A 24,240-nucleotide genomic window follows, 5' to 3' on the forward strand; every position below is an offset into this window, starting at 1 on the left:
CTCCTCACCGACGGCGGGCTTACGACGAAGGCCCGAGGGCCAGCTCAGCCCACACGGTCTTCCCTCCGGACCGGGAGATCTGGCCCCACCGGTCGACGACAGCGTCGACCAGCGCCAGGCCGCGCCCGCCGCCCGCATAGCTTTCCCGAGGCCGGGCGAGGTCGGAGAGGGAGTCGGACACCTCGATCAGGATCCGGTCCCCGCGCAACGACAACGCCAGCTCGCACGGCGGACGCGCGTGCCGCATCGCGTTGCAGGCCATCTCGTCGAGCACCAGGCGCACGTCAGCCACCGCGTCCGGGCCTGCGCGCGGGCGATGGCGGCGCACGAACGCGACCGCCTGGTCCCGGATCCTCCGCAGCGTCGTGAAATCCTGGTCCAACTTCAAGCTCAGCCGCGCACCCGCCGTGGCGGCGGTGCCAGCTTCCCCCGGCGACGCTGCTCCGGCGGGCAAGCGACTGTGCTGAAACTCGTCCACGGTCACGCTTGGCCTCCTCCCGCACCTGCCTTGCGCCCGTCCGCGAGTGCTCGATGCCGGTCTCGGTACTGCCAGGCGAAGGAAAGGCGCCCGCCCGTGCGGCCGCCCGCTCCAGTCTCAGGACTCACGCCGTGGCGAGCATCGGCCCCCGGTGCTGTCCTCCCGAGATCTCTCCCCAGCCTTTCAGGGGCCGGATGCCCGCTGACCAGAGACGGCAAACCACAAACCCGGCAAAGGCGCCCCGAGTTTCCCGCAGCCCGGTTTCCCCGCGTTTTTCCCGCTCTTTGCTGTGCGGGGCCCAACGCGCTGTGCCACCTTTTTCCCATGACTGAAATGCCTGCTTACCCGTCCCCCTCCTCCGGTACTCCCGCCGATCGCCCGCCGCGCCCGGCAGCGATCACCGGCGCGTTCTGGGCATTCGTCGCCGCGATGCTCGTCGGCGTCGCCGCGGCCGTGTTCCTGTTCTTCTCGCGCGACGCGGTGGCCGACGCGATGCGAAGAGCGAACGCGCAGAACGCCACGCGCCTCACCGACGCCCAGATCGACCAGGCGGTGACGATCGGCGTCGTCGCCGGAGCGGTGCTCGCGATCGCGTTCTCGTTGCTGCACTTGCTGTTCGCGTTCAAACTGCGCGCGGGACGCAATTGGGCCCGGATCGTGCTCACGGTGCTCACCGCCCTCCAGGTCGTCTCCCTGCTGGCCGGACGGACCACCGTCGTCGGCTACGTCAGCGCCGCCTTCGCCGTGCTCGGCGTCGTCCTGTCTTTCCTCCCGGAAGCCAGCCAGTACATCGCGGCCGCGAAGGCTCGCCACTGACCGGCGGCCGCCGGTTTGAAGGCGGCAGGACGCGGGTAACCGGGTCCGATCCGCACCGGGTCTATTGCCGAGGTCTCTTTTTCACGAGGAATCCGCAAAACACTGGAAAAAGAGAAGAGGTTATCGACATGAGCGACACCGCCGGGAACAAGGCCGAGGAAATCAAGGGCAAGGCCAAGGAAGCGCTCGGCAACGCCACCGGGAACGAGCAGTGGCAGGCCGAGGGGAAGGCAGAGCAGGCCAAAGGCGCGCTCAAGCAGGCCGGAGAGAAGGTCAAGGACGCCGTCAAGGGCGTGAAGGACTGACACTCGCGGCGAATCGGCGGCCGGGACTTCGGTTCCGGCCGCCGATTCTCGCGAGAGTCGTGTTCGCCGCGCCGCGGAGCCTCGACGGCCTCGGCCGGACCGCGGCGTTTGCTCCCCCGGCCCGCCGGGTAGCCGGAGAACTCGGCAAGACTCCCCGGACACTCAAGGAAAGGCTCTATGGCTGCTGCAGCGCATTACGTCGAGGTCAACGCTCCCGCCCAGGCCTGCTACGACTGGTGGTGGCCCCTGACGCGGCTGCCGGAACTGTTCTCCGACGTCCGCTCGGTCGAGGCGCTGGACGACGACGCGACCCGCACCCGCTGGAAGGTCGCCGGACCGGCCGGGTCCACAGTGGAATGGGAAGCCCGGATCGCCGAGGACGCGCCGCCGCGCAAGATCGCCTGGACGACTGTGGACGACGCGGACCCGGACGTGCGCAACGCCGGGGTCGTCCGCTTCGACGACAAGGGCGACGGCCGCACCGGCGTCGAGATCTCCCTTGAATACCAGCCCCCGGCGGGCAAACTGGGAGAAGCGGTCGCGTCGCTGCTCGCCGACCCGCAGAAGAAGGTCGAGCGGGCCGCTGAGCAGTTCCGGACCGTCATCGAAGCCCGCTGACCACGTCGGCGCTTCACGCCGGGGCGGAGAGCAGGAGCGACCGTGGCTTTTATCAAGGGGCACCCACGACGTGTCCTTGTGGCGCGAGCGCTCCTCTTGGCGGCCTGGTGGTCTGTCTACACGTTCGTGGTCCGGCCCCTGCTGCCGGACGGGGACGTCGTGGGCATCGTCCTCATCATCGTGCTGTCACTGGGAATCTTGGCCGTGCCGATCGTCGCCGCGTGCCGTCGCCGAAAACGTCGGTGAGCCGCCCGGCTACCGGGTCGGCACCGTGTCCATGGGCGCGCCGCCAACGAAATCGGGAAGCGGGAATTCATGTTCGACGGCTTCACCACCGCGACAGTCGACGGTGCCGACTGCCCCGTTTTCGTCCGGCACGCGGGCAGCGGCCCGCCGGTGTTGCTGCTGCACGGGCATCCCCGTACTTCCGCGACCTGGCATCGGGTTGCGCCGCGGTTGGTCGAGCGCGGATTCACCGTCGTCTGCGCCGACCTCCCCGGATACGGCCGTTCCGGCAAACCGGAACCCGCCGAAGACCACGAGCCGCACTCCAAACGGGCAAGCGCGCGCCGTCTGCTGGCAGTGATGCGCGCGCTGGGCCACGAACGGTTCTCCGTGGTCGGGCACGACCGGGGCAGCTACCTCGCCCTCCGCATGGCGCTCGACCATCCGGACCAGGTGCTCCGGGCGGTGCTCGCCGACTGCCTGCCGATCAGCGAGCACCTCGGCCGCATCACCCCGCAGTTCGCGACCGCGTGGTGGCACTGGTTTTTCTTCGCCCAGCCCGAAACCCCGGAACGCGTGATCAACGCCGACCCCGGCTCGTGGTACCGGGGCGACCCGGAAAAGATGGGCCGCGAGAACCACGCCGAATGGCGCGCGGCGATGCGGGATCCGGAAGTGGTCCGCGGCATGCTCGAGGACTACCGCGCCGGCCTCACCGTGGACTACCGGGACGAACTCGCCGACCGCGCCGCCGGTCGCATGCTCAAGCAGCCGGTGCTCGTCCTGTGGTCGCTGCGGGACGACCTGGAAGACCTCTACGGCGATCCCGTGGGAATCTGGCAGGAATGGGCCGAGGACGTGCGCGGGTGCGGCATCGACTCCGGACACCACATGGCGGAACTCGCCCCCGTGGAGGTCTCCGCGGCTGTCGCGGACTTCCTCGAACCGCTCAAAGCGGAGTGAGGCCGCGGCTTTGCGCCGTGTCGGTACGGCCCCTCGCGGGCGCTCCGCCGACCAACCAGGTTCGGCCCGCTGCCGCCCTGTCTCATTGCTGTCACGCGGCAAGTACGGTCACTGTCGCGGGCGGCAGCCAGGTGTGGGGAGGAGGCCAGCTCTTCCCACACGGCCGATAATCGCCCTCGGTTTCGTGCGGGACAGTCTTGATCCGCGAGACGCTGCTCGCTTCGGCTGGCGGCCCTTCCGCTGTACCGCACGCCTTCAGCGCGCCAGGGGCGGTGGGTTGTCGCGCAGACGCGCCAAGCGTCTGGCTTGCAGCTGCGGTCCGCAGAATGCCGCCGCCGCAGCCAGGCCGAAACCGGCCACACTCCACAACCATCCCAGGTTCCCGGGCACCAGGGACACGAGATCGATCGCGGCTGTACAGGCGAACAACGCCGTCATCGTCAGCCGGTTCTTCCGCGCCTGACGCAGGCTGCGCTCGGCGAACTCGACAGCGAGCCGGTATACGGCTGGATCGGCGGGGATCCGGCCGAACTCCGCGGCGCGCGAGGCCAGCCGCACCTGGCGCAGCGATACCGCATCGCCGAGCAGCTCCCGCGCCACGCGCAACTGCGCGCGCGACATCGCGCTAAGCGCCCAGAAGCCCATGACCGCACACGCTCCGCCGGCCACCGCCGCGAGCCACCATGGAAACGTGGTCAGCGCTCCCGTCAGCACCGCGCCCGCAAGTCCGGCGACGACCCCGGCCGCCACCGCACGACCCCAGATCTTGCCCGCCTCTCCCACACCTTCATTGTCCGCCACCGCGCGTCCCGGTGCCGCCGGCCTTTTCTCGCGCCCGTGGGACCGCAGGTGCCCCGCAGTGAGCATCGCCGGGATCGCGCGGCACGCAGTCGGCGAACCTTGTCGGCACTGAGCCTCGACTGCCGGCTGACCCGCTCTCGCCCGGAATACGTGCAGTCGCAGGCGGCAACGGTTCCAGAGAGCGGCTTCCGACGGCATGGAGACATTGCTCGACATCTATCTCAACGTCCAACTGGCCATGGGGCTCGCGTGGCGCGAACTCGCGCCCGGCCCGCCACGACCGAGGCACCGAGTTCGAGGGACCGGTGCGACAAGCGTCTTCGGCCATCGCGCCGTCATGGCCGTCGGCGAACGGAGGAACGAAGACCCCCAGCTGCCAGAACCTCCGGCCCGGCGAGCCCGTGCACGTCGGACCGGATCAGACCGTGACGCGCGCCGGATCGTGCTCGACCAGGCGCGGCCCAGACAGGCCGCTGGCCCACGCGTCCAGAAGCCCGAAATCGCCCGGCCGCGGCCAGGCTTCCCGCGTCATGCCGCGTCGGCGGCCAGGCTGCGGGTGAACGCGACCCGGTCCAGCCCCGGCCCGTCGTAGTCCGGGAGCACGTCGGACACCTCGAACCCGAGCCGGGCGTGATAGGCGCGCGAACCGGCGTTCTGCGGGCTGGTGATGCACTTGACCTTCCGCACCCCCAGCTCCCGCACCTGCCCGAAGAACCACTCGTACAACGACCGCCCGATCCCCTGGCCGTGCAGTTCCGGGTCCACGCCGACGAAGTGGATGTAGGCGGTGTCCGGGTCGGTCTGCGAAACGAAGCCGATCAGGAACGCCGCCAGCGTCCCGTCCGGACGCTCGGCCAGGCGGCTCGTCGTGGTGAAGTGCTGGAAGTACAGGCGCGGCACCAGCAACGCCCGCTCCTTCGCTCCGGCTTCGCCCTTCAGCCCGCCCCACCACGGGCCCAGCGCGGCGAGCACCCGCGCGTGGTCGTTTTCGGTCGGCTGGCGGAAAGTCAGGTCGGCACTCATGCCCCGACCCTCTCGTTTCCGCGCCCGCCAGGCAACTCGGTTATCGTCGCGGGTCGACGTGGACCTTCGGAGCCCCCGGCGGCCGCTCCCCGCCGAGAACCGCCGCGACCTCGTCCAGCCCGACCGTCGCCGCCACCAGCGGCCGCGGGTCGACTTCCCCGGCCGCGTACGCTTCGATCGCCTGCGCCAATCCCGGCGATCCGCTCAGCACGCCGATCGCGGTGACGTCCTTCAACGCCAGCGCCCGCGTGTCGATGAGGCTCGGCCTCCCCGCGAGTCCGATGCAGACGATCCGCCCCGCCGGTTCGACCACTTCCGCCGCGAGGGCCGGAGCCGCGGGATCGCCGGTCGCGTCCACCACCGCGTCGAAGGGCGGCTCCGGCACGCTCGTGCCGGCGGGAAAACCCAGCCCTCGCGCGAATTCCACCGACCACGGCGTGGCGCCCACCAGATGCACCTCGCTGCCCGCGGCGCGCAGGAACAGCGCGGTCAGCAGCCCGATCGTCCCCGGGCCGAGCACCAGCACCCGCTCCCCCGCCGCCGCCCGCGCCGCGCGGCACGCGTTGCCGCCCGGTTCGGCCAGCGCGCCGGCGACCGGATCCACCGTTTCCGGCAGCTCGTGCAGCGAGCGCACCGGCACCGCGAGGCGTTCGGCGAGCGCTCCGGCCCGGCCGCCCCGGATGCCGACCTCCTGCCTGTTCGCGCAGACGTGCTGGCGGCCGCCGCGGCAACGCCGGCAGTCCCCGCACCCCAGCATCGTGTCGCCGGTGACGCGGCGGCCGACCCACGCGGGGTGCACGCCGCGACCGACCTCCGCCACCGTGCCGCACCATTCGTGGCCGAGCCGCATCGGGTACCGGGCGTGCCCGTCGGCGAGGTACTGCATCTCGCCGGTGAAGAACTCGACGTCGGTGCCGCACACCCCGGCCCGCTCGACGTCGACGACGACCTCGCCGACCCCGGCGACCGGCTCCGGCACCTCGGCCGGACCGGCCTCCCCCGGCCCGGTCACCACGAACGCCCGCATGGTCCCGATCGTAGCGGCGCTCCGCCGTTCACGCCCTCGCGCAAAAAGGTGGCTGCCGCCGGAGCACGACCCCGGGACGGCACCGCTCAGCCGGTCGTCCTCTCCCGCAAAAACGCCGCCGTCGCCGGGTCCGCCGGATAGAACGACTCGATCACCAGCTCCGCGACAGTCACGTCCAGCGGCGTCCCGAAGGTCGCTACGGTGCTGAAAAAGACGAGTTCCAGGTCCTCGTGCCGGTAGCGCAGCGGAACGAAGATATCGCCCGGCCCGGGGACCTCCACCTCCGGAACCTCGTCGTCGCACGGATACCCGCGCAGTTCCTCCAGCAGCTCGGCCAGCCCGGCGTCCGCCGTCTGCTCGACCTGACGGCGCAGCCGCCCCAGCAGATGCGCCCGCCACTCCCCCAGATTCAGCACCCGCGGAGCCATCCCGTCCGGGTGCAGCGTCGCGCGCAGGACGTTCACCGGACCGGTCAGCAGCCCCGGCGCGATGCCTTCGGTGAGCACGCCGAGGCTGAGGTTGGCGTCGACGAGGTTCCAGCCGCGGTCGACCACCGCCGCCGGATACGGGTCGTGCCCGGCGAGCAGCCGCCGGACGGCCTCGCGGACGACAGCCATCTCCGGGGCCCCGATGTCCGACTCGCCGTAGACGGGCGCGTAGCCCGCGGCGAGCAGCAGGCGGTTCCGCTCGCGCAGCGGGATGTCGAGGTGCTCGCCCAGCCGCAGCACCATGTCCCGGCTCGGCTTGGACCGCCCGGTCTCCACGAAGCTCAGGTGGCGCGTCGAGATGTCCGCCGCGATCGCGAGGTCGAGCTGGCTGATGCGGCGGCGGTCGCGCCATTCCCGGAGCAGTTCGCCGACCGGGGCCTTCACCGTAGTCGTCACCCGCCCGACGCTACGGCGTCGCCCGCCGCGGGACCATTACCCCCGAGGTAACGGCGCGTGCACCACCAGCGCCTCGGCGAGCGGTTTGCGTTCGAGGTCCGGCACCTCGCAGTCCGGCGCGGGATAGCCGACCGGGAACAGGATGTACGGCCGTTCGGTCGCCGGGCGCTCGAGGACCTCGTTCAGGAAACCCATCGGGTTCGGGGTGTGGGTGAGCGTCGCCAGGCCCATCGTGTGCAGGGCGGTGATGAACATGCCGCAGGCGATGCCGACGCTTTCGTTGACGTAGTAGTTCTTCCGCAGCGAGCCGTCCGGCAGCGGCGTGCTCTTCTGCGCGAACGCGACCACCAGCCACGGCGCGATTTCGAGGAATTCCTTGTGCTCGTCGGTTTCGAGCCGGGCGAGCGCCGCGTGCCAGTCCGGCGCGCTCCGCTCCCGGTAGAACCTCCGCTCCTCGACCTCGGCCGCCTCGCGCACCGCGCGCTTCACGTCCGGGTCGGCGGTCGCGACGAACGTCCACGGCTGGTGGTGCGCCCCGCTCGGCGCGGTGTTCGCGATCCGCACCGCGGTCTCGATCGCTTCGAGCGGCACCGGGTCCGGGGAGAACCAGCGGACCGACCGGCGCCGGTCGAGCAGCCGGTACAGCTCCTGCCCGCGCGCGAGGCTCTCCTCCGGGGACAGCCGCGGCGGCGCGTAGGGGACGAACGGATGGGTGTGCCGGGTCATGCTCCGACCCTGCCGCGCCGGCGGTCATCGGTCCAGTTCACATTTCTGGTGAAGGACATAAGCTGAACTGATGTCTCCCTCGTTGCGTCAGCTCGAGTATCTGGTCGCGGTCGCGGACACCGGCGGCCTCACCGCGGCCGCGGACAGCTGCCACGTGTCGCAGTCGGCGGTGTCGCTGGCGATCGCCTCGCTGGAACGGACTCTGGGCGTGCAGCTCATCCTCCGCGGCCCAGGACGGGCGACCGCGCTGACCGACGCCGGCCGTCAGGTCGTCGGCGAGGCCCGCGCTGTGCTCACCTCGGTCGCCGAACTCGGCACCGCCGCCCGCGATTTCGGCCAGGACCTCGCCGGACGCCTGAGTTTCGGCTGCTACACGCCGCTCGCGCCGTTGCACGTGCCCGCCGCGCTGGCGACCTTCCGCACCCGGCATCCGGAAGTCGACGTCACCTTCGTCGAAGGCACGCTGCCGGACCTTCAGCACCTGCTGCTGGAGGGCCGCTGCGATCTGGCCGTGCTGTACCGGCAAGACCTGGTGCCCGGCATCGCCGTGGACAAGCTGTACGACCAGCCGCCCAGCGTCCTCCTCCCGCCGGACCATCCCTTGGCGCGCCGCAAGACGGTTTCGTTGCGCGCCTTGGCCGACGAGCCGTTCATCCTGCTGGACGTACCGCCGTCGGAGCGGTATTTCCGGGACGTTTTCGCTGCTGTCGGCCTGCCCATGCCGGTCGCGCACCGCACGACGAGCTTCGAACTGGCCCGCGCCCTGGTCGCCCGGGGCTTGGGTTACACGCTGTCGGTGCAGCGGCCGCCGTTGGAACTTTCCGTGGAGGGCACGCCGTTCGCTGTCCGCCCGCTGCGCGAGCGTGTCCCGACGACGCCGGTCGTGCTGGCCCGCGCCGAAGGTGCGCGGTTGACCCGGCGAGCGGAAACGTTCCGCACCTTCTGCCGGGAGTTTTTCGGCGCTAAAGCGTAATACGGCGCGGTTCACGCCCAAGCAGCTCGCCGAGCACCGGGCTCGTCTCCGCGAAATGACCTTCGCGCGCCGCCTGAAACATCGTCAGCGTCATCCGCGCCTCCGGCCCGCTCCCGAGCCACTCCTCGTCGTCCACCACGACGCGCTTCACCTCGCGCCCGCTGACCCGCTCAGCGATCTCGGCCAGATCGTCGAACGTCACCGCCCGCCGCGCCGTCAACGTCACCGGACCGTCGAATACCCGGTCGCCCGCAAGAACAATTGCCGCCGCCTCGGCGACGTCGGCCCGATCAGTCCACGAAACCGGCCCGTCCGCCGGCGCCCTGATCACCCCGTCCTCCCGCCACGACCCGAGCAGCCACCCCAGGCTGTGCGCGTAAAACCCATTGCGCAGCGCCGTCCACGCCACCCCGGAATCAGCAAGCACCCGCTCCGTAGCGGCGTGCTCGACCCCCGGCGAAAACGGCGTGTCCAGCCGGGCATTCTGATGGCTCGTATAGAAAATCCGTTGCGCCCCGGCCTCGACCGCCGCCTCGATCCCCGCACGATGCAACCCGACCCCGTCCGCGTGCGGATCGTTCGAGGAAACCAGCAGTACCTTTTCGGCCCCTTCAAAGGACTTCCGCAGTGCCGCCGGATCCTCATAGGACCCTTGCCGCACCCGCACGCCGCGTTCCGCGAAATGCCGCGCCTTCCCGACATCCCGGACGCTGACGCCGATCCGCTCCGCCGGAACCCGTTCGAGGAGGTGCTCCACCGTCGCCCCGTTGAGCGCACCGGCCGCCCCCGTGATCACAATCATGTCCGTATCGCCTTCTGTCTCAACGCTTTCGGAGCAACGGCAGCAGGATGTCGTCCACCAGATGCCGCACGAACCGCTCATCGCAACGCTCTCCCGCGACAACGATCCGGTGCACGATCACCGCAGGCGCCACCTCCGCGAACAACTCCGCCCCGCCCGGCGCCAGCTCTTCGCCGGACAGCCGGTCCCCCATCGCCCCTTCGTCGCGACGCAAGATCCGGCGCATCTCTTCCGCCAACCGGGGATCGCCGCGCATTCCCGCGAACAACGCACCCAGCAGCCCGATCTCCTGCTCAGCGATCTCCCGCGCCAGCCACCGCACGACAGTCAGCAAGTTCTCCCGGAGACCGCCCGCGCCCGCTTCGGGCGGAGCACTTCCTTGCCGCTGCTCCACCGCCGCCGCGACAAGGGCCGCCTTGTCCCGGTGCCGCCGGTAAATCGTCGTCTTCGCCACCCCGGCACGACCCGCGACCGCCTCGATGGACAACTGGTCGTAGCCGACCTCGGTCAGCAACTCCAGCACCGCTGCGTGAATCGCGTCGTCCCGCCGGGCATCACGCGGCCTGCCCACCCCCGACGATTCCTCGCCCACCGGCCCTCACTTCCGATACGCTACCGTTTCGTATCGAAACTACGCCGTGGTTGTGAGACCGTCAAGCAGGCCACGGCAGCACCCTCAACTCCGGCCATTGCTCCTGCCAGCGCCGGGCTTTCGCCTCGTACGAACTCCGCGGCGCATGACCAGGATTAGGCCGGACAACGAGATTGAACACATCAGCGAACCCGTGCGGCGCGTAGACCCGCCACTCCCCGCCGCTGCCCTGCCGAATCCCCAGACAGGGCGTCGTGGACGGAAACGAATCGATCGCTGCCTCGGTCGACGGATACGGCTCGCACGGAACGCCGAAGCGGTCCTCGTACCAGAGATGCACCCGCGCCTCGTTGCGGATTTCCACCGTGACCGGGAGATCCCCGAACCTCCGCGCACCCTTCTCGATGACCGAGTTTTCGGCTTCCCAGCTGAGATCGGAGTCGTCGAAGTAGAACAGGTCGTAGTCCTTGATGCCCTCGGCGGGCGGCCGTCCGGTCACCACGTTCCAGACCGTTTGACAGAGGCAGCCCGCGGTCAGGTACCAGCCCGGAAGATCCAGTTCAGCCGCCCGCGCCAGCACTTCCGGCACGAATTCGTTGCGAGTCGCCATCTCGCGGAATGCCCCCAGCTGCTCGTCGATCGCGAGCCGTCCGTAGTCCATGCCCCGGTTTAGCACGGCGAGCCGGTTACCTCCCGGGTAATCGACCAGCCGCTGGTTTTCGGACAGGCTTGGCCGTACCGAAACCGGGACGACACAAGGAGAACCCCGCGATGACCACTACCGCACCGACCGCCGCCGCCATCGCCCGCCGTTACCTCGACGTCTGGAACGAGACCGACCCGCAGCGCCGCCGCCAGCTGGTCTCGGAGGTCTTCGCACCGGGCGCGACCTACACCGATCCCCTCGGCGCGGTCGCCGGACAGGACGAGATCGACGGCTTCATCGGCGGCGCGCAGGCACAGTTCGCTGGGCTGGTCTTCAGCCTGCCCGCGGACCCGGACGCACACCACGACCTCGCCCGCTTCCAGTGGCACCTGTCGGCCCCGGGCAACCCGGACCCGATCGCGATCGGCTTCGACGTGATCGAACTCGCCGACGGGCGGATCGCCAAGGTGCACGGGTTCCTGGACAAGATTCCGGGCTGACGCGGAGAACCGCGGCGGCCGCGATGTGGTTGAGACCACATCAGGAGGTTCAGACCACCCGGGAGGTCTGAACCTCACCGGCCGGGCCGGGCATCTCAGCCTCGCCGGCGCCAGAACGCGGAGACCTCGCCAGGCCACGCGGCGAGAACGCCGGAATTCACTGGCCACGCCGCGATAACCCAGCCGCACCAGCGCACGCCACGTCAGATCTCGCCCATCGCACAGCGACATCGCCAGCCGCGTCGCGAAAACTCAGCTCACCGAGGCACGCTCCGGGTGCGACAGCACGCGGAGCCAGAACTCACCAGCTCACGCCACGCCAGAACAACGGAATCCAGCCATACCGGGAAACCCCCGCTCCCAGCCACGCCGCGCCGCACGCGCGAGTTCGTGGCCCTCCCCACTCTGTCCGTACCCCGCGGGGCGCCTGAGAGTTTCACCCGCGTGGATACGCGGGCTTGCACCGTCGGCGGCACCGGCTGGTGGTCTCCTGCCGATGCGCTTTCCAGAGGCGTCTCGTCCGCGCGGTCCAGGGTGCCTGAGAGGTTCCGGGGAGGACTTGCTCCTTCGGCGCCGGTCCGGGGATGCCGGTCCGGTCTCTCCCGCGCGGGTTCGTCGATCGCGCGCCCAGTCTAGCGCGGACCAAGATCAGCCCGTGCGGCGGGCGTTGCGGCGCTGGGTCAGCTCGTCCGGCACGACGGCCTCGACCAGGCCGCCGTCTGCGCGCTCGGCCGGGAACTCGTGGATCGTGCCGCTGATCTCCTGCATCGCCCCGCTGACCGCGATGCCGAACACGCCCTGGCCGCCCTGGAGCAGATCCACGATCTCCTCCGGCGAGGTGCATTCGTACACCGTGGTGCCGTCGGAGAACAGCGTGACCTTCGCCAGGTCTCGCACCCCGCGCACGCGCAGGTGGTCCACCGCGACCCGGATGTTCTGCAGCGAGACCCCGGTGTCCAGCAGGCGTTTCACGACCTTGAGGACCAGGATGTCCTTGAACGAGTAGAGCCGCTGCGACCCCGAACCGTGCGCCGTCCGGATGCTGGGCGCGACCAGCTTCGTGCGCGCCCAGTAGTCCAGCTGGCGGTAGGTGATCCCGGCGATCTGGCAGGCCGCGGGACCGCGGTAGCCGACCAGTTCGTCGGGCAGCGAGGCGTCGGGGAACAGCTCGCCCTGCTCGCCGTCGGCGACAGGTCCGGCGGGTATCTCCGGACGACCAGCCTCGACCACCGCAAGCCTCCCCTCGCCCGGCCTCGCGGCGGGGCGTTCGACAGGCCGGTCGAGCCCAGGATCGGGATCGGCCGGGGAAAACTGCCACGAGCGCGCCGGGTCGGCGAATCACATCGTGGCGATTTACCGCCTTTGACGGTAAGGCTGCGCCGCGAGCCGGTCAACGCGACGCGCGGCGGACCTCAAGGCCGTGTCGAGGCTTTGGCCCGTTCGCCGCACGGGGTTGACGATTTTTACTCGGCCGAGTAACTTGTTACTCATGCAAGTAAACATCGACACGCAAGCCGAACTCGGCCTCAGTGTGACCGAGGCCACCACCCGGGCGCAGATCATCGGCGCGACCATCGCCACGATCGCCGACCACGGGTACGCGCGCACCACCTTCGCGCGGATCAAGGAGCGGGCCGGGCTCAGCAGCACGCGGCTGATCTCGTACCACTTCACCAACAAGGCCGGCCTCATGCAGGCGGTGCTGAGCACGGTGTCCGAGACCAAATCGGAATACCTGCGCAAGCGCAGCGAGAACATCGACCCGGCGGACCGGCCGGGGAACCTGCGCGCGTACATCGAAACCTCGGTCGCGTTCCTGCGCGACTACCCGCAATGCGAACGGGTGCTGACTGAGATGGCCGCGCACGCCGACGACCGCGACGGCTGGGCGATGACCGGCGTCATGGTCGGGCAGCTGCGCACCGGCGCGCTGCAGCGGCAGCTGGAACAGGGCCGCGCGGAAGGGGTGTTCGGCGACATCTCGCCGGAGATCGTGGCGCTGTCGATCGCGCAGGCGGTCGACGGGGTCGCGGCGGCGTACGCGGCGAATCCGGCCGTCGACCTGGACCGCTACGGCCGCGAACTGGCCGACCTGTTCGCCCGCGCCACCGCGCCGTGAGAGGGCTCCCCGGCGGCGTGACCGCCGGGGATCAGGTGTCGGCGCCGCGGAAGTCTTCCGGGGACACGGAGTCGAGGAACTCGCGGAACTTCTCGACCTCGTCCTCCTGCTCGTCCGGGATGATCAGCCCGGCTTCCTCGAGCACGGCGTCGACCGCGTGGATCGGGACGCCGATCCGCAGCGCCAGCGCGACCGAATCGCTCGGGCGGGCGGAGACCCGGATGTCGCCGTCGAAGACCAGCTCGGCGAAGAAGGTGCCTTCTTTGAGGTCGGTGATCACGACCTGCTCGAGCTCGCGCCCGAGCGCGCCGATGACCTCTTTGAGCAGATCGTGGGTCAGCGGCCGGGCGGGCCGGACGCCTTGCTGTTCCAGGGCGATCGCGGTGGCTTCGACCGAGCCGATCCAGATCGGCAGGTACCGCTCGCCCTCGGTCTCCCGCAGCAACAAGATCGGCTGATTCGCGGGCAGTTCGACCCGCACTCCGACGACGCGCATCTCGCTCATCGGGCTTCGCCTCCCTCTCGTGCACACGGGCCGCAGCGCTGGCGACGGCTGACGACCGTTGTCTCCGACGCTACCCGTCATCCGGGCGCTGTGCTCGCTCGCAGCGGACTTTCCCGGTCCGCGGTCACGCGAACCGTCTCTCACGGTACGGCATCCCGGCGCTGAGGTTCAGTCATTGACAAGTAACGGAAAACGCGTCCCGGGCCCGCGGGTCAGTCGCCGGCGACGCCGCGGATGCCCGCCTTGACGAGCAGGGTGTGCAGCGTGACCGACAACGCGGCCAGCTCCCGCACCACCTCGTCCGCGCGCGCCTTCGCGTCCGCGTCACGATGCCGGTACGCCGGGGTCACGATCTGCTCCAGCAGGCCGACCTCGCGGTCGGCCGCGGCGCGGAACGCGCGCAGGTGCCGCGGTTCGAGCCCGAATTCGGTCATCGCCTTGACGGTGCGCGCGATCAGCACCGATTCCGGGCCGAAAAAACCCGCCGCGCCGGGGCGCAGCAGGCCGTACTGGCACAGCTCGGCCAGCGTCGCGTCGTCGATGCCCGCCTGCTCCAGGAGGTCTTCCTGGGTGAGCCGGGTGTCCGGGCCGGTCTCGAAGTCCGCCGCCGCGGGCAGCCCGGCCGGATCGCTCCCGTCGCCGAGCGGCACGAGCCGCCGCGGCAGCTGGGGGGCCGCCGGGACCGGCACGGGCGGTTGCGCGCCCGCGTCGGCCGCGTCGAGCTGCTCCTTGATGACCTTCAGCGGGAGGTAGTGGTCGCGCTGCGCGGACAGCACGTACCGCAGGCGTTCCACGTCCGCCGGCGAGAACTGCCGGTACCCCGAGGGCGTGCGGCCCGGGCAGACCAGGCCTTCCGCCTCGAGGAAACGGATCTTGGAAATCGTGACATCGGGGAAGTCCCCGCGCAGCTGCGCGAGCACCGCCCCGATGCTCAACCCGTCCCGCCGGGCCTCCTGACGACCGGGCTGACCGGCCGCCGTCACTGCGCCCCCTGGCCCCCGTGCCCCGGGCCGGTCAGGAAGACCAGGCGGAACTTCCCGATCTGCACCTCGTCGCCGCCGGCGAGGACGGCCTGGTCGACCGGCTCGCGGTTGACGTAGGTGCCGTTGAGGCTGCCGACGTCGATCACGACGAACTCCCCGCCCTCGCGCCGGAATTCCGCGTGGCGGCGGGAAACCGTGACGTCGTCGAGGAAGATGTCGCTGTCGGGGTGCCGTCCCGCGCTGGTGGTGTCGCGGTCGAGCAGGAAGCGGGAGCCCGCGTTGGGCCCGCGCTTCACGACCAGGAGGGCGGAACCCGGCGGGAGGGCGTCGACGCCCTGGACCGGTGCCTCGGCGGCCGGCGCGGGCTCCTGCTGGCCTTCCATGTCGGCCAGGAAATCGGCCCGGAAGACAGAGGTCCGCTCCGGAGACTGCTCCGGGGGAACGCCGGGCCCGTCGTTCGTGCTCACCTGAGCTCTCCTCTACGCATGAAGTGTTGTCATCGACCAAGAACGTGCAGCTGTCAACGTACCGTGCCCGACCGGCCCGGAACCCTCGGGCTCCCCTTGAGGCTCCGGCGCCGGGCCGGGCGGCTCAGCCCTTGATGAGCGCCTGGTACGCCTCGGCCTCGAGCAGGGCCTCGAGACCGGCCGGGTCGTCGAGCCGGATCTCCACGAGCCAGCCCTCGCCGTAGGGGTCGGAGTTGATGAGCTCCGGCGAATCGGCGACCGCCGGGTTGACCGCCACGATCTCGCCGTCGACCGGCGCGAACAGCTCGGAAACGCTCTTCGTGGACTCGACCTCGCCGAACGGGTCGCCCGCCCCGACCTGCTTGCCGACCTCGGGCAGGTCGACGAACACGACGTCGCCGAGCTGGTCCTGCGCGTATTCGGTGATGCCCACCCGCACGAGCGAACCCTCGCGGGTCGCGACCCACTCGTGTTCCTCGGTGTAGCGCAGTTCTTCCGGAGTGGTCAACGCCGCTCCCCTTCCTGGTGCTGGCTTTCCTGCCGACAATCTTCCATCACCGGGTCCGCAGCGCGCGAGCCGCCTGCACGACGTAGAGCGCGCCGGACCAGACATACAGGACGCCGCCCCAGACCATGAACGCGTACGCGATCGGCCGCGCGACCGCCGCGACGTCCGAGCCGCCCTGGGTGAGCAGCAGGAACGGGAAGGCGTACATCAGGACGAACGTCGCGCCCTTGCCGATGTAGGTGACCTCGGGCGGCGCGAACCCGCCGCGGCGCAGCAGCACCACGCAGACGCCCAGCACCAGCTCGCGCAGGACCAGCGGGACGACGACCCACCACGGGATGATGTCGCGGATCAGGAAGGCGACGAGCGTGGCGAGGATGTAGAGCCGGTCCGCGGCGGGGTCGAGCAGCTGCCCGAGCCGCGACATCTGGTCCAGCCAGCGGGCGAGCTTGCCGTCGAGCCAGTCGGTGAGCGCGGAGAAGATCAGCAGGGCGAGCGCCCAGCCGTCCTCCTTCGGGCCGAGCAGCAGCCAGAGGAACACCGGCACGCCCGCCAGCCGCAGCAGCGACAGCAGGTTGGGAACGTTGAGCGCCTGCCGCCACAGGGAGGGCTCGGTCTTGGGCTCGTCGGGGGCCGTGGTCACGCGTGCAGCCTAGAGCGGGCGGGGGTGCGAGGTTTCTCCCGGCGGGTGAAGTTCCGGGGTTCGCCTCCGCCGGGCGGGGGATGCGGGCGGGAGTACCGCGCAGGACGAGGGGCTCCGGGGGCTCGGGAAAGCTGTGGAAAGAGGGATTGCGGCTGGCCGCTGTGCCCCAATGCCGCGTTGGGTGCATCGGATGCACCCAACGCGGCATTGGGAGGCGAGCAGCGCAGGACGGGCTCGACGCCGCGCCGATGCGCGAGATGCCGCTTCGGGTGCGCTGGAGGTGCCGGACGCCGCGTTGGGTGCGCAGGACGGGGACCAATGCCACTACGGGTGCGCGAGACGCGGCCAAGGCCGCATCGACGCGCGACGCGCCCAGTGCCGCTGCGGATGCGCGAGAGGTACCGACCTCCGCGCCAGGCGGACGGGACACGCCTGATGCGGCATGGGGCGTCAGCCCCGGCGGAGGGTCCGACCGGCGCGGCCGGATCCGGCTGAGCCGTCGGCTGGAACGATTCCGTCACCAGCGCCGGGGCATCGGTTTTCGCCGCCGACCCGGCCGGGCCGAGCGCGAGGCCGGTCCGCTCCAGCCGTTCCGTGCCTGGCAGGAAGCGCCTGCCCGGCACAGGTGAATCGGTGCGGCGACAGGGAATCCGGAGGATCCGCCGGGCCGCGGGCCGGGACCCCTCCCCGGTTCCGGCCGCGGTCCGGCGGAAGTCTCAGCGGGAGCGCCGCCTGCTGGCCGCACGGCGGTGGCTCCAGCCGCGGCTGCGCAGCTGCGCGTTGCTCAGCGTTTCCGGGCGGCCGCGGCCGTCGGTGCCCACCCAGCGCGGGCGCACGGATCCGGCTTCGAGGACGTAGGGGCGGCCGCCGCACCACACCACGCTGCAGGGTTCGGTCGGCGGATCGGTCGGGGCGTCGGATTCGGCCGCGGGGGCGGTTTCGGTGCTCATGCTCTCGGTGACTCGTGCTCTCTGGCGTCGGGCTTCGGGGACCTGGAACGCGCGGGGCGCCTGCCCTATACGTCGGCGCGGGACCGCCGATCGTTAACCGCCGCGGCACGGATTCCTCCGAACGATATGCCCCGTCGATGCGGATTTCCCGTTCCGGAAACCGAAACCAACCGTCCACAGTAGACTCGACCGCGTCCGCTCCGGTGTGTCGGTGCCGCTCAGCGCGGCGCGAGGGGCCAGAATGGGCGCGACCCCGGCGAAAGGATCGCGGTGCTCCCGTCGAAAACCGTGTTCGGGCCGCTGTGCGCGGCTGTGGTGGTTGTGCCCGCGCTCGCCGCCTGTTCGGGGGATCAAGCGCCACCGGCGGCCGCCACGTCGGCGCCCTCCGCGATCGCCTCGGCCGCGCCGAGCACGCACGCTCCCCCGCCGCTGCCGCAGACCGCGGGCGCGAGCAGCCCGCCTGCCGCGCCCAGCAGCACCGCGGCCGCGCCAAAGCCGTCGAAGCAGGCACCGCCGGCCAACCCGGGCACGTGCGGCACCGTCACCGCGGCGAGCGGGATGACGCTGTACGTCTACGACAACAAAGCCATCCCGTGCGCGGACGCGCTGTCGCTGGTCAAGAAGTTCCACCAAGCCATCAACGGCCGTCAGGCCGCGGGCTCGAACAATCCGGTCAACGCGACCGTCGACGGCTGGCTGTGCGTTTCCGGTCCGCCCGCCGCGCAAGGCGGCACCACGTGCAGCAAGGGCGAGCAGACCGTGCTGGCGGCGGTGGTCCCGGCCGAATAGGACCGGGACCCCGCCGCTTCTCAGGGCTTGAGATCCGGGAAGTCGTCCTCGCGGAACTCGCCCTCGGGCCGCTCGCCGTCTTCCCGGCCACGCAGTTCGACCCGGCGGATCTTGCCCGAGATGGTCTTCGGCAGGTCAGCGAACTGAAGCCGCCGGATCCGCTTGTACGGCGCGAGGTGTTCGCGCGCGTACGCGAGGATCGCGCGCGCGGTGTCGGCGTCCGGCTCATGCCCCGCGACGAGCACGACGTACGCCTTGGGCACGGCCAGCCGGATCGGGTCCGGCGCGGGCACCACGGCCGCCTCGGCGACCGCTTCGTGCTCCAGCAGGACGCTCTCCAGTTCGAACGGCGAGATCCGGTAGTCCGAGGCCTTGAAGACGTCGTCGGTGCGGCCCACGTAGGTGATGTAGCCGCGTTCGTCGATCGAGCCGACGTCGCCGGTGTGGTAGTAGCCGCCGGCGAACGCCGCGGACGTGCGCTCGTCGTCGTCCGCGTAGCCCGCCATCAGGCCGACCGGCCGGTGCGCGAGGTCGAGGCAGATCTCGCCCTCGGCCGCGCGCTCGCCGGTGACCGGGTCGACCAGCGCGACCGCGAACCCGGGCAGCGGGCGGCCCATCGAACCGGCCACGACGTCCTGGCCGGGGGTGTTCGCCACCTGGACGCTGGTTTCGGTCTGGCCGAAGCCGTCGCGGATGGTGACGCCCCACGCCTTCTCGACCTGCTCGATCACCTCGGGGTTGAGCGGCTCCCCCGCTCCGACGACCTTCTTCGGCGGCGTCCGCAGCGCGCCGAGGTCCGCCTGGATCAGCATCCGCCATACCGTCGGCGGAGCGCAGAAGCTGGTGACGGCGCACCGGTCCATCTGCGCCATCAGGGCCGCCGCGTCGAACCGCGCGTAGTTGTACAGGAACACGGTCGCTTCGGCGTTCCACGGCGCGAAGAAGTTGCTCCACGCGTGCTTGGCCCAGCCCGGCGACGAGATGTTGAGGTGGACGTCGCCCGGTTCCAGCCCGATCCAGTACATTGTGGACAGATGGCCGACCGGATAGGAAACGTGCGTGTGCTGCACGAGTTTCGGCTTCGCGGTGGTGCCCGAGGTGAAGTACAGCAGCAACGGGTCCTCGGCGCGGGTGACCCCGTCCGGGGCGAACTCGGCCGGCGAGGCGTACGCGGTTTCGAAGGCGTGCCAACCGGAAACCGGTTCGCCGACCGCGATCCGCGTGTAGCCGCCCGCCACGTCGGCGAACTTCTCCGTGTCGGCGGCGCGCACGACGACGTGTTTCGCGTTGCCGCGCTCCACCCGGTCCACGAGGTCGGCCGGGCCGAGCAGCGTGGACGCCGGGATCACGACGGCGCCGAGCTTGATCGCCGCGAGGATGGTCTCCCACAGTTCGCCCTGGTTGCCGAGCATGACGATCACCCGGTCGCCGCGCTCGACGCCGAGGCCGCGCAGCCAGTTCGCGACCTGATTGGACCGGGCCGACATCTCCGGGAACGTCCACCGGTTCTCGGTGCCGTCCTCCTCCACGATCCACAGCGCGTGCCGCTGCGCGTTCGCCGGGTCCCGTGCGATCGCGTCGAACCAGTCCAGCGCCCAGTTGAACTCGTCGAGCCGCGGCCACGCGAACTCGCGATAGGCGGTCTCGTAGTCCTCGCGGTGGGCCAGCAGATAATCCCGCGCCGCGCGGAATGCCTGGTAGCCGGTGACCTCAGCGCCGTTGCTCACGTCGTACTCCTCGTGCTCGCTTCCCGTGCCTGTTTTACTCGCCCTTGAACTCGGGCGCTCGTCGCTCCATGAAGGCCTGCACGGCTTCCTGGAGGTCCTTGCTCGGGAGGAACGCGGAGTTCCACGCGGCGACGTAGCGCAGGCCTTCGGCGACCTGGCGTTCGGTGTTCGTGGAAAGCACCTGCTTGGTGCCCTGCACGACCAGCGGCGGGTTCGCGGCGATCTCCGCGGCCAGCTCGCGGGCCTTCGCCAGCAGCGTCTCCTGGTCCGCGTAGACGTCGTTGACCAGGCCGATCTTCTCCGCCCGCGCGGCGTCGATGTCCTTGCCGGTCAGAGCCAGCTCACGGACGTGGCCCTCGCCGATGATCGGCGCGAGCCGCTGCAGGCTGCCGATGTCGGCGACGATCGCGACCTTCACCTCGCGGACGCTGAACTTGGCGTCCGCGCTGGCCAGCCGGATGTCGGCGGCGGTGATGACGTCCACGCCGCCGCCGATGCACCAGCCGGACACGGCGGCGACCACCGGTTTGCGGCATTCGGCGATCGAGCTGACCGCCTGCTGCAGCCGCTGGACCTCGCGGTGGAACTCGGTGCGCGGCCCGGCCAGCGCGTCGCCGGCCAGCAGCGGAGCCCAGCTGCCCATCATCGCGGGCAGGTCGAGGCCGTAGGAGAAATGCTTGCCGCTTCCGGCGAGGACGACGGCGCGCACGCGCGGGTCGGCGTCGAGGGCGGCGAACACCAGCGGCAGCTCGCGCCAGAAGTCGGGGCCCATCGCGTTGCCCTTGCCCGGGCCGAGCAGGGTCACCTCGGCGACCGGGCCGTCGAGGGCGACGCGGAGCGAGACGAGGTCGGGAAGGGCGGCTACTGGTTCGGTCATGCCGATCATCTTGACTCATCGCGCCAACCCCAGCTCATCCGGTTGACACTGTGCCAACGCCGCTGCGGGATGCTTTCCTGGAGACCCGAGGTGGAGAGGGAGGCGCCCGTATGGAACCGGCACCCGTGCCCGTCGCCGACGCCCCGCCGGCGGAACCCGCGGCGGCCCGCAGGACCCGGCCGATCGAGCTGTCCGGCTCGTTCCGGCACGAGGGCCAGCGCCTGTGCTACACCGAATACGGCAGCGGCGACCGCGTCGTGGTGCTGATGCACGGGATCATGCTCACCCGCCGGATGCACGCGCCGCTGGCCCGGCGGCTCGCCCGCGCGGGATTCCGCGTGGTCACGCTCGACCTGCTCGGCCACGGCGATTCGGACCGGCCGACCCAGTCGTGGCGCTATTCGATGCCCGCGTTCGGCGAGCAGACGGTCGCGCTGCTCGACCATCTCGAGATCGAGGACGCGGTGGTCGGCGGCACCTCGCTGGGCGCGAACGTGGCACTGGAGGTGGCTGTCGCCGCCCCGTCGCGGGCGCGCGGGCTCGTGGTCGAAATGCCGGTGCTGGACAACGCGATCATCGCCGGGCTGATGACGTTCGCGCCGCTGCTGTTCGCCGCGCGCTTCCTGCCCGTGACGGTGCGCGGGGTCGCGCTGGCGGCGCATCTGGTGCCGCACGGGAACCAGTGGGTCGACGTCGTCACCGACACGCTCAGCCAGGATCCGGCTCCGATGGCCGCGTTGCTGCACGGCGTGCTGTTCGGCCGGATCGCGCCGCCCAAGTCGGTCCGGGGCGCGATCACCACGCCGACGCTGGTGATCGGGCACGAAGGCGACCCGATCCACCCGTTCGGCGACGCGGGCAGCCTGGCCGAGGACCTGCCGAACGCCGAGTTCGTCCAGGCGCGGAGCCCGGTGGAGCTGCGGTTCGACCCGAAACGGCTGACCGCGGCGATCCGGGACTTCGCGTTTCGGCGTTATCCCTCCTGATCCTGGCCCCCGCGGTCCGTGAAGGACTCCTTGAGGGAATCTGATTCCCTCAAGGAGTCCTTCACGGCACGTCTGGGGACCCGAGTCAGTCCTGGTCGGCTTCGGGGAACTCCGGCGGAGCCTGCAAGTCGTGGGCCCGGAACAGCACGGCGTGCTCCACGCCCATGGCCTTGCCGCTCATCGCGGCGAACTGCGGGATGAAATCCGCGGGCGCGGGGTGGTCCGGGAGCGCGGCCAGGTACGCGGCGTGCGCCTCCAGCGAGACGATGCCGCGCCGCAGCGGCTCGCCCGTGACGTCGACGCCGTGGGTCGCGCCGGAACCCACGAGCCCTGGGACGAGGTACCAGCGCGCGGAATGCGGGGCCAGGCCCTCGTCGTCGACCTGCTCCGGGAAGACCCACCGGTTGCCCGCGTCGCGGATCGCGTCGAGCGTCGCGAGCCCGGCCGCGCGGTGGTCGGCCTGGTCGAAGCCGTAGGGCGTTTCGACCTCGAACCCGCAGCCGAGCACCACATCCGGTTTGAACCGGCGGATCTCGCGGCAGATGTCCCGGCGCAGGTCGAGGCCGTAGACGAGCACGCCGTCCGGATGTTCGAGGACGGTCAGGTGCTCGACGCCGACGGCAGCGCAGGCGTTGCGCTGCTCGGCGACGCGCAGGCGGGCCGTCTCCTCCGGCGGGTTCGGCATGCCTGCCTCGCCGCGGGTGAGCAGGAGGTACCCGACCTCGATGCCGCGCGCGGTCCAGCGCGCGACGGCGGCGGACGTGCCGTACTCCATGTCGTCCGGGTGCGCGACGACGCAGAGCACGCGCCGGAAGGACTCCTCGGGCAAAGCGGGCAAAGTCATGCCGGACATCTTCGCGCGCGGACGGCCCGCTGTCTGCGTTATCCCGCCTGATTCCGGTCGAGTCCGGCCACCGGGCCGAACACGATCACCGCGGGCGGCCGCACGCCCGCGGCGGCCGCGTCCTCGGCCACCGAGGCGAGCGTCGACCGCAGCACCCGCTGGGTCCGCATCGTCCCGTCCTCGACCACCGCGACCGGCGTGTCGCCCGGGCGGCCGCCTTCCAGCAGGGCGGCGGCGAATTTCGGCAGCCGTTCGACGCCCATCATGAGCACGATCGTCCCGCGCATCCGGGCCAGCAGCGACCAGTCCACCAGCGACCGCTCGTCCCCCGGCGCGACGTGCCCGGACACCACGACCACCTCGTGCGCGACGCCGCGGTGCGTCACCGGGACGTCCGCCACCGCGGGCACCGCGAACGCCGAGGTGATGCCCGGGACCATGGTCACCGGGACGCCGGCTTCGGCGCACGCCTGGACCTCTTCGAAGCCGCGGCCGAACAGGTAGGGGTCGCCGCCCTTGAGCCGGACGACGAACTTGCCCTCCTTGGCTTTCTCGACGAGCGTCCGGTTGATCACGTCCTGGCTCGCCGCGCGGCCGTACGGGATCTTCGCCGCGTCGATGACCTCGACCTCCGGCGCGAGTTCGTCCAGCAGATCGCGCGGGCCGAGCCGGTCGACGACCACGACGTCGGCGCGCGACAGCAGCCGCCGCGCGCGGACGGTGATCAGGTCCGGGTCGCCGGGGCCGCCGCCGACCAGGGCGACGCCGGGCAGAGCGCCTTCCGGACGCGGCTGCCGGCCGTCCTCGATCGTGCCCGCGTGCAGGCCGTCCAGCATCGAATCGCGGACCGCGGCCGAGCGCAGCGGCTCGCCGCCGGACAGGACGCCGAACAGGAGGCCGCCGTGCCGTCCGGTCGCCGGGGTCACCGCCGAGCCGGACTCGCCCTCGTCGGCGCGGACGCAGAAAACGCGTTCCCGCTCCGCCTCGGCGCAGATCGCGGCGTTGGTCTCCGGGTCGTTCGTGCAGGCCAGCGCGTACCAGGCCGCGTTCAGATCGCCCTCGGCGTAGCGGCGCTGATGCCACACCAGCTCCCCCGCGTCCGCCATCCCCTGCACCGACGGCGTCGTGTGCGGCGACACCAGTTCGACGCGGGCGCCCGCGCTGATCAGCCGGGGCAGCCGCCGCTGGGCGACGGAACCGCCGCCGAACACCACGACGCGGCGGCCGGTCAGGTTCAGGCCGGAAAGGTAGTGCGGGTCGTCCATGCGCGGAAGTTTATGGGCGAGGCGCCGTTTCGCATCCCGAGCGTGGGTCATGCCACGCCGGAGATGTGCCTTAGGCCGCCGGGGCTAACACGACGGCAAAACTGCCTCGGCTGTCAGCACGCAAAACCGGGGCCACAGGAGCAATTCGCGATACGGGCGTACCACCGCCGCGCCCGGGAGCGACTGCTGGGCGCACAC

31 protein-coding genes and 1 riboswitch are annotated in these 24,240 nt (G+C 70.9%); of the genes, 10 read left to right on the forward strand and 21 right to left on the reverse strand.

The features are described from left to right. Positions 1-19 precede the first annotated feature (19 nt). Entirely contained in the window at positions 20-484 is a 465-nt protein-coding gene (locus ACWGIC_RS31040; RefSeq protein ID WP_452079457.1) for an ATP-binding protein, read from the reverse strand. Between the two features lie 318 nt (positions 485-802). Between ACWGIC_RS31040 and ACWGIC_RS31045 the strand changes: the two genes are divergently transcribed. From ACWGIC_RS31045 to ACWGIC_RS31065, 5 genes are all read left to right on the forward strand, one after another. Beyond that, the gene (locus ACWGIC_RS31045) at positions 803-1,294 is read left to right on the forward strand and encodes a hypothetical protein (protein ID WP_452079458.1); all 492 of its coding nucleotides are present in this window, start codon (positions 803-805) and stop codon (positions 1,292-1,294) included. A gap of 128 nt (positions 1,295-1,422) precedes the next feature. After that, positions 1,423-1,599 carry a CsbD family protein gene (locus tag ACWGIC_RS31050; RefSeq protein WP_354734829.1) on the forward strand — a complete coding sequence of 59 codons (177 nt, stop codon included), beginning with the start codon at positions 1,423-1,425 and terminating at the stop codon, positions 1,597-1,599. 177 nt (positions 1,600-1,776) lie between these two features. Beyond that, the gene (locus ACWGIC_RS31055) at positions 1,777-2,217 is read left to right on the forward strand and encodes an SRPBCC family protein (RefSeq protein WP_452079459.1); all 441 of its coding nucleotides are present in this window, start codon (positions 1,777-1,779) and stop codon (positions 2,215-2,217) included. A 78-nt stretch (positions 2,218-2,295) separates the two neighbouring features. Further along, positions 2,296-2,463 carry a hypothetical protein gene (locus tag ACWGIC_RS31060; RefSeq protein ID WP_452079460.1) on the forward strand — a complete coding sequence of 56 codons (168 nt, stop codon included), beginning with the start codon at positions 2,296-2,298 and terminating at the stop codon, positions 2,461-2,463. A gap of 69 nt (positions 2,464-2,532) precedes the next feature. Next, complete coding sequence (locus ACWGIC_RS31065) at positions 2,533-3,405, forward strand: alpha/beta fold hydrolase (RefSeq protein WP_452079461.1); 873 nt, start codon at positions 2,533-2,535, stop codon at positions 3,403-3,405. 255 nt (positions 3,406-3,660) lie between these two features. On the opposite strand, the gene ACWGIC_RS31070 is transcribed toward ACWGIC_RS31065, so the two are convergent. The 5 genes from ACWGIC_RS31070 to ACWGIC_RS31090 form a co-directional block, all read right to left on the reverse strand. After that, positions 3,661-4,206: a hypothetical protein gene (locus tag ACWGIC_RS31070; RefSeq protein ID WP_452079462.1), complete on the reverse strand. Its 546-nt coding sequence runs from the start codon at positions 4,204-4,206 to the stop codon at positions 3,661-3,663. Between the two features lie 528 nt (positions 4,207-4,734). Further along, positions 4,735-5,229 (reverse strand): GNAT family N-acetyltransferase, encoded by a 495-nt coding sequence (locus ACWGIC_RS31075; RefSeq protein ID WP_452079463.1) that lies wholly within the window; start codon positions 5,227-5,229, stop codon positions 4,735-4,737. A gap of 40 nt (positions 5,230-5,269) precedes the next feature. Continuing rightward, positions 5,270-6,256: a zinc-dependent alcohol dehydrogenase gene (locus ACWGIC_RS31080; RefSeq protein WP_452079464.1), complete on the reverse strand. Its 987-nt coding sequence runs from the start codon at positions 6,254-6,256 to the stop codon at positions 5,270-5,272. Positions 6,257-6,342: 86 nt separating this feature from the next. Then, positions 6,343-7,140, reverse strand: coding sequence for a helix-turn-helix domain-containing protein (locus tag ACWGIC_RS31085; protein WP_452079465.1), 798 nt, complete (start codon positions 7,138-7,140; stop codon positions 6,343-6,345). A 36-nt stretch (positions 7,141-7,176) separates the two neighbouring features. Further along, positions 7,177-7,866 carry a nitroreductase family protein gene (locus ACWGIC_RS31090; protein WP_452079466.1) on the reverse strand — a complete coding sequence of 230 codons (690 nt, stop codon included), beginning with the start codon at positions 7,864-7,866 and terminating at the stop codon, positions 7,177-7,179. Between the two features lie 70 nt (positions 7,867-7,936). Between ACWGIC_RS31090 and ACWGIC_RS31095 the strand changes: the two genes are divergently transcribed. Continuing rightward, positions 7,937-8,839, forward strand: a complete 903-nt coding sequence (locus tag ACWGIC_RS31095) for a LysR family transcriptional regulator (RefSeq protein WP_452079467.1) — start codon at positions 7,937-7,939, stop codon at positions 8,837-8,839. On the opposite strand, the gene ACWGIC_RS31100 is transcribed toward ACWGIC_RS31095, so the two are convergent. The 3 genes from ACWGIC_RS31100 to ACWGIC_RS31110 form a co-directional block, all read right to left on the reverse strand. After that, a complete protein-coding gene (locus ACWGIC_RS31100; RefSeq protein WP_452079468.1) occupies positions 8,829-9,641 on the reverse strand; it encodes an SDR family oxidoreductase in 813 nt (270 codons plus the stop codon). The two genes, ACWGIC_RS31095 and ACWGIC_RS31100, sit on opposite strands and share 11 nt — an antisense overlap. 19 nt (positions 9,642-9,660) lie before the next feature. Beyond that, positions 9,661-10,212, reverse strand: coding sequence for a TetR/AcrR family transcriptional regulator (locus tag ACWGIC_RS31105; protein WP_452079469.1), 552 nt, complete (start codon positions 10,210-10,212; stop codon positions 9,661-9,663). 82 nt (positions 10,213-10,294) lie between these two features. After that, positions 10,295-10,894 carry a nucleotidyltransferase family protein gene (locus ACWGIC_RS31110; RefSeq protein ID WP_452079470.1) on the reverse strand — a complete coding sequence of 200 codons (600 nt, stop codon included), beginning with the start codon at positions 10,892-10,894 and terminating at the stop codon, positions 10,295-10,297. A 110-nt stretch (positions 10,895-11,004) separates the two neighbouring features. Between ACWGIC_RS31110 and ACWGIC_RS31115 the strand changes: the two genes are divergently transcribed. Beyond that, positions 11,005-11,379 carry a nuclear transport factor 2 family protein gene (locus ACWGIC_RS31115; protein ID WP_452079471.1) on the forward strand — a complete coding sequence of 125 codons (375 nt, stop codon included), beginning with the start codon at positions 11,005-11,007 and terminating at the stop codon, positions 11,377-11,379. Positions 11,380-11,894: 515 nt separating this feature from the next. After that, positions 11,895-11,994, reverse strand: a riboswitch (glycine riboswitch). A 33-nt stretch (positions 11,995-12,027) separates the two neighbouring features. On the opposite strand, the gene ACWGIC_RS31120 is transcribed toward ACWGIC_RS31115, so the two are convergent. After that, a complete protein-coding gene (locus ACWGIC_RS31120; RefSeq protein WP_009078853.1) occupies positions 12,028-12,609 on the reverse strand; it encodes a MerR family transcriptional regulator in 582 nt (193 codons plus the stop codon). Positions 12,610-12,868: 259 nt separating this feature from the next. Between ACWGIC_RS31120 and ACWGIC_RS31125 the strand changes: the two genes are divergently transcribed. Continuing rightward, positions 12,869-13,498 (forward strand): TetR/AcrR family transcriptional regulator, encoded by a 630-nt coding sequence (locus ACWGIC_RS31125; RefSeq protein WP_452079472.1) that lies wholly within the window; start codon positions 12,869-12,871, stop codon positions 13,496-13,498. A 31-nt stretch (positions 13,499-13,529) separates the two neighbouring features. On the opposite strand, the gene ACWGIC_RS31130 is transcribed toward ACWGIC_RS31125, so the two are convergent. The 7 genes from ACWGIC_RS31130 to ACWGIC_RS31160 form a co-directional block, all read right to left on the reverse strand. Then, positions 13,530-14,003, reverse strand: a complete 474-nt coding sequence (locus ACWGIC_RS31130) for a bifunctional nuclease family protein (protein WP_009078856.1) — start codon at positions 14,001-14,003, stop codon at positions 13,530-13,532. A 212-nt stretch (positions 14,004-14,215) separates the two neighbouring features. Further along, positions 14,216-14,986: a transcriptional regulator FtsR gene (gene ftsR / locus ACWGIC_RS31135; protein ID WP_452079473.1), complete on the reverse strand. Its 771-nt coding sequence runs from the start codon at positions 14,984-14,986 to the stop codon at positions 14,216-14,218. Beyond that, positions 14,983-15,453, reverse strand: a complete 471-nt coding sequence (gene garA, locus ACWGIC_RS31140; RefSeq protein ID WP_452079474.1) for a glycogen accumulation regulator GarA — start codon at positions 15,451-15,453, stop codon at positions 14,983-14,985. The genes ftsR and garA overlap by 4 nt, the downstream gene beginning before the upstream one ends. Before the next feature lie 124 nt (positions 15,454-15,577). Then, positions 15,578-15,961 (reverse strand): glycine cleavage system protein GcvH, encoded by a 384-nt coding sequence (gcvH, locus tag ACWGIC_RS31145; protein ID WP_452079475.1) that lies wholly within the window; start codon positions 15,959-15,961, stop codon positions 15,578-15,580. A 46-nt stretch (positions 15,962-16,007) separates the two neighbouring features. Further along, positions 16,008-16,604, reverse strand: coding sequence for a CDP-alcohol phosphatidyltransferase family protein (locus ACWGIC_RS31150; protein ID WP_452079476.1), 597 nt, complete (start codon positions 16,602-16,604; stop codon positions 16,008-16,010). 716 nt (positions 16,605-17,320) lie between these two features. Continuing rightward, on the reverse strand, positions 17,321-17,554 hold the full coding sequence (locus ACWGIC_RS31155) for a hypothetical protein (RefSeq protein ID WP_452079477.1): 234 nt from the start codon (positions 17,552-17,554) through the stop codon (positions 17,321-17,323). Between the two features lie 350 nt (positions 17,555-17,904). Next, complete coding sequence (locus tag ACWGIC_RS31160; protein ID WP_452079478.1) at positions 17,905-18,084, reverse strand: hypothetical protein; 180 nt, start codon at positions 18,082-18,084, stop codon at positions 17,905-17,907. Positions 18,085-18,112: 28 nt separating this feature from the next. On the opposite strand from ACWGIC_RS31160, the gene ACWGIC_RS31165 reads away from it, so the two are divergent. Next, on the forward strand, positions 18,113-18,343 hold the full coding sequence (locus tag ACWGIC_RS31165; protein ID WP_452079479.1) for a hypothetical protein: 231 nt from the start codon (positions 18,113-18,115) through the stop codon (positions 18,341-18,343). A 20-nt stretch (positions 18,344-18,363) separates the two neighbouring features. Here the strand turns inward: ACWGIC_RS31165 and ACWGIC_RS31170 are convergent, their stop codons facing one another. Together ACWGIC_RS31170 and ACWGIC_RS31175 are read right to left on the reverse strand one after the other, a co-directional pair. Next, the gene (locus ACWGIC_RS31170; RefSeq protein WP_452079480.1) at positions 18,364-20,070 is read right to left on the reverse strand and encodes an AMP-binding protein; all 1,707 of its coding nucleotides are present in this window, start codon (positions 20,068-20,070) and stop codon (positions 18,364-18,366) included. 34 nt (positions 20,071-20,104) lie between these two features. Continuing rightward, positions 20,105-20,956, reverse strand: a complete 852-nt coding sequence (locus ACWGIC_RS31175) for a crotonase/enoyl-CoA hydratase family protein (RefSeq protein WP_452079481.1) — start codon at positions 20,954-20,956, stop codon at positions 20,105-20,107. Positions 20,957-21,057: 101 nt separating this feature from the next. Between ACWGIC_RS31175 and ACWGIC_RS31180 the strand changes: the two genes are divergently transcribed. Beyond that, positions 21,058-21,933 carry an alpha/beta fold hydrolase gene (locus tag ACWGIC_RS31180; protein ID WP_452079482.1) on the forward strand — a complete coding sequence of 292 codons (876 nt, stop codon included), beginning with the start codon at positions 21,058-21,060 and terminating at the stop codon, positions 21,931-21,933. Positions 21,934-22,018: 85 nt separating this feature from the next. Here the strand turns inward: ACWGIC_RS31180 and ACWGIC_RS31185 are convergent, their stop codons facing one another. Further along, positions 22,019-22,786 carry a PIG-L deacetylase family protein gene (locus tag ACWGIC_RS31185; protein WP_452079483.1) on the reverse strand — a complete coding sequence of 256 codons (768 nt, stop codon included), beginning with the start codon at positions 22,784-22,786 and terminating at the stop codon, positions 22,019-22,021. Between the two features lie 29 nt (positions 22,787-22,815). Further along, positions 22,816-24,042, reverse strand: coding sequence for a uroporphyrinogen-III C-methyltransferase (cobA, locus tag ACWGIC_RS31190; RefSeq protein WP_452079484.1), 1,227 nt, complete (start codon positions 24,040-24,042; stop codon positions 22,816-22,818). Between the last annotated feature and the right edge of the window lie 198 nt (positions 24,043-24,240).

Source organism: Amycolatopsis sp. NPDC054798, from assembly GCF_053611505.1.

What these genes read in the sequence shown, in the direction of transcription:
- ACWGIC_RS31045 (WP_452079458.1), top strand. Translation starts at nt 803, where the DNA reads ATGACTGAAATGCCTGCTTACCCGTCCCCCTCCTCCGGTACTCCCGCC.
- ACWGIC_RS31050 (WP_354734829.1), top strand. Translation starts at nt 1,423, where the DNA reads ATGAGCGACACCGCCGGGAACAAGGCCGAGGAAATCAAGGGCAAGGCC.
- ACWGIC_RS31055 (WP_452079459.1), top strand. Translation starts at nt 1,777, where the DNA reads ATGGCTGCTGCAGCGCATTACGTCGAGGTCAACGCTCCCGCCCAGGCC.
- ACWGIC_RS31065 (WP_452079461.1), top strand. Translation starts at nt 2,533, where the DNA reads ATGTTCGACGGCTTCACCACCGCGACAGTCGACGGTGCCGACTGCCCC.
- ACWGIC_RS31075 (WP_452079463.1), bottom strand. Translation starts at nt 5,229, where the DNA reads ATGAGTGCCGACCTGACTTTCCGCCAGCCGACCGAAAACGACCACGCG.
- ACWGIC_RS31080 (WP_452079464.1), bottom strand. Translation starts at nt 6,256, where the DNA reads ATGCGGGCGTTCGTGGTGACCGGGCCGGGGGAGGCCGGTCCGGCCGAG.
- ACWGIC_RS31090 (WP_452079466.1), bottom strand. Translation starts at nt 7,866, where the DNA reads ATGACCCGGCACACCCATCCGTTCGTCCCCTACGCGCCGCCGCGGCTG.
- ACWGIC_RS31095 (WP_452079467.1), top strand. Translation starts at nt 7,937, where the DNA reads ATGTCTCCCTCGTTGCGTCAGCTCGAGTATCTGGTCGCGGTCGCGGAC.
- ACWGIC_RS31100 (WP_452079468.1), bottom strand. Translation starts at nt 9,641, where the DNA reads ATGATTGTGATCACGGGGGCGGCCGGTGCGCTCAACGGGGCGACGGTG.
- ACWGIC_RS31110 (WP_452079470.1), bottom strand. Translation starts at nt 10,894, where the DNA reads ATGGACTACGGACGGCTCGCGATCGACGAGCAGCTGGGGGCATTCCGC.
- ACWGIC_RS31115 (WP_452079471.1), top strand. Translation starts at nt 11,005, where the DNA reads ATGACCACTACCGCACCGACCGCCGCCGCCATCGCCCGCCGTTACCTC.
- ACWGIC_RS31125 (WP_452079472.1), top strand. Translation starts at nt 12,869, where the DNA reads ATGCAAGTAAACATCGACACGCAAGCCGAACTCGGCCTCAGTGTGACC.
- ACWGIC_RS31130 (WP_009078856.1), bottom strand. Translation starts at nt 14,003, where the DNA reads ATGAGCGAGATGCGCGTCGTCGGAGTGCGGGTCGAACTGCCCGCGAAT.
- ACWGIC_RS31155 (WP_452079477.1), bottom strand. Translation starts at nt 17,554, where the DNA reads ATGAGCACCGAAACCGCCCCCGCGGCCGAATCCGACGCCCCGACCGAT.
- ACWGIC_RS31165 (WP_452079479.1), top strand. Translation starts at nt 18,113, where the DNA reads ATGACGCTGTACGTCTACGACAACAAAGCCATCCCGTGCGCGGACGCG.
- ACWGIC_RS31175 (WP_452079481.1), bottom strand. Translation starts at nt 20,956, where the DNA reads ATGATCGGCATGACCGAACCAGTAGCCGCCCTTCCCGACCTCGTCTCG.
- ACWGIC_RS31180 (WP_452079482.1), top strand. Translation starts at nt 21,058, where the DNA reads ATGGAACCGGCACCCGTGCCCGTCGCCGACGCCCCGCCGGCGGAACCC.
- ACWGIC_RS31185 (WP_452079483.1), bottom strand. Translation starts at nt 22,786, where the DNA reads ATGTCCGGCATGACTTTGCCCGCTTTGCCCGAGGAGTCCTTCCGGCGC.
- cobA (WP_452079484.1), bottom strand. Translation starts at nt 24,042, where the DNA reads ATGGACGACCCGCACTACCTTTCCGGCCTGAACCTGACCGGCCGCCGC.